The organism is Sulfuricurvum sp. (assembly GCF_049305995.1).
In the GTDB taxonomy this organism is placed as follows: domain Bacteria; phylum Campylobacterota; class Campylobacteria; order Campylobacterales; family Sulfurimonadaceae; genus Sulfuricurvum.
In genome coordinates this window covers 1-2,531 of the sequence record NZ_JBAQPS010000187.1, presented here as the reverse complement: position 1 = coordinate 2,531, position 2,531 = coordinate 1, and the positions used below count along the sequence as shown (strand labels likewise).

Below are 2,531 nucleotides of genomic sequence, written 5' to 3'. Positions count from 1 at the left end.
CATAATATAGAGTGCACCCACTCAGGAGAGTAGGTGCAAGAAAAAAAGGGGTAAATATGAAATTTTCAAAACCAATAATAGTCGGGATGATGGTAGCACTACTGACTACATCCGCTTTTGCAAAACTAAAGGATTTCAAAGGGGACAATGGAAAATTTGGCTACAAAGATGAGAGTGGTGTGGTGGTGATACCACTAAAGTATGACTATGCTAAACGTTTTTTTAGCGACAACGGGTTAGCTCCTGTCAAGCTCAATGGCAAATGGGGATACATCAACGCAAAAGATGAAGTAGTGGTACCACTCAAGTATGACAATGCTAATCGTTTTAGCGACAACGGTTTAACTGGTGTCGAGCTCAATGGCAAACATGGATACATCAACGCAAAAGGTGAAGAGGTGATACCACTCAAGTATGACGATACTTATGGTTTTTACGACAACGGGTTAGCTCCTGTCAGGCTCAATGGCAAATGGGGATGCATCAACGCAAAAGATGAAGTAGTGGTACTACTCAAGTATGACGATGCTTGGAGTTTTAGCGACAACGGGTTAGCTCCTGTCAAGCTCAATGGCAAATGGGGAACCGTAGACAAAAGTGGCAAGGAAATAATCAAACCGAAGTACGACAAAATTTTATTTTCTAATGGTGCTGGCGTATGGACATATGTTGAACTAAATGGTAAACATGGAATATTGGACTCTTATAACGGTTCGACTATCATGCCTATCAAATATAGTAGTGCTGATGATGCACATAGTGCGTACCAGAGTAAAGAGGCGGAGAAAAGAGCAGTCAGAGAGGCCGAAAATGAAAAATATAATAAAAAATACAGAGATATAAATAGAAAAAAAGCATGTAAGAATCTATATATTGGGAAAATAGTTAAATATAGAGGTGGTGCATTCGGCATGGAATGGAAAGCTATAATTCTAGGAATAGGCGATACTATGATGACAATAAAAGATACAAGTAATGGGTATATTCAAGAAGTTCCGTGTGATGAAGTTTATTGACAAATTGTAAGTTCACTTCTCATTAGGTGTGAAACGATGAAAAAATCTCTCGTTTGTACTCTCCTAGTGGGAATGCATACACAATACGGGCATATAGGTGTGGATATGAGCTACGGTTATGTCTACAACGAGGGTTATAGCGATCGCAGTGGCTACGCTTATGTCGCCTTGAAGGTTCTATAAAATCATAAGGATAAAAAATTATGCAAACAACAAATCAAGAAAAATCGTTTAGACTTTTGGCAATATTTACGGGTATTTATGTGGGGGTGTTGGTATTAGTGCCTTCCATGTCATCGAAGTTTATCTCTATAGGTGATTTAGTTATTGTTGGCTCTACGTTGATATTTCCTATCACATTTATTTTCAATGATATTTTTACTGAGGTTTATGGCTACAAACGAACCAGACAGATTATATGGACTGGCTTTGCGATGCAGATTTTTGCTGCATTTTTTTATTGGATTATCGATATATGGCAAGCTCCCTCTTTTTGGACAAATCAAGAAGCCTACCATACGATTCTCGGTCAAGCACCACGGATCGTTTTGGCAAGCTTGAGTGCATTTTTTTTAGGGGAATTTGCTAATAGCTTCATAATGTCTAAAATGAAGTACCAACAAGACGGGGCGAAGGGCGTTAAACAAGCAAGCAGATTTGTACTTTCGACGATTGTCGGAGAATTTTTAGACAGTTTTATCTTTATGTTTGTAGCATTTTATGGTGTTATGCAAAATAGTGAGCTTATTAGCATTGTATTAACGATCTGGGCTGTAAAGGTTGGATATGAAGTGTTAATGCTTCCTATCAGTATGCGAATAGCGAATTGGGTTAAAAAAGCTGAAGGAATCGATCAAATCGATAATCCTAATGATACACACTACAGCCCATTTTCAATCAAATAGGAGAATAAAAGTGAAAAAATTAAAATACGATGTACATTTATCGGCTTTTGAAATATCGAGAGAATCGATAACTGCATTGGAAAAAATCGGATTTAGCAGAGATGAATTTACTAATAATACACGATGTGAAAGAACTGCCTATCACGCTACCTATAGAGGTACTAACTTAGTATCGCCTGATAATGTACTTTGGGATAATATTTGTGCAATTTTGCAATCGGACAGTGCCTTCATCGGTGCATTGGAAGAAGAGGAGATAGATGAAGATGAAATTATCTGCTTTCAGGCTAAACAATACAAAGAGATAGCTTTGCTTCCATCTTTTGAAACAAAACAGCCTGCACCCGACCAGTATAAAGCGTGTGATATTCATATCAACATTGATTTAGAAAAATCAGATGTCAATGCACTTAAGCATTTGGATATTTTAAATGTAGCTTCGTTTGATAAACCGATAGCGAATAAAATACATAGAATTTTTACGGTTACAACTGATACTTTGGATAATGGATATGAAGTGTTTGCTATCATCGGCAATCATCTTCAACAAACAGAAGGGCTAAGTGGTAAAATGAAATTTGAAAAAACGACACGACATTTCAGAAAACCT

The 2,531-nt window shown here is 37.2% G+C and carries 3 protein-coding genes; all 3 read left to right on the top strand.

Annotated elements, in window-relative coordinates; all coding sequences use genetic code 11:
- Positions 1-56 precede the first annotated feature (56 nt).
- Entirely contained in the window at positions 57-1,016 is a 960-nt protein-coding gene (locus WA010_RS06455) for a WG repeat-containing protein (RefSeq protein WP_422556322.1), read from the top strand.
- Positions 1,017-1,219: 203 nt separating this feature from the next.
- A complete protein-coding gene (locus tag WA010_RS06450; RefSeq protein WP_422556321.1) occupies positions 1,220-1,921 on the top strand; it encodes a queuosine precursor transporter in 702 nt (233 codons plus the stop codon).
- Positions 1,922-1,931: 10 nt separating this feature from the next.
- Positions 1,932-2,531 (top strand): hypothetical protein (locus WA010_RS06445; protein WP_422556320.1); only part of this gene is annotated, 600 nt, incomplete at its 3' end.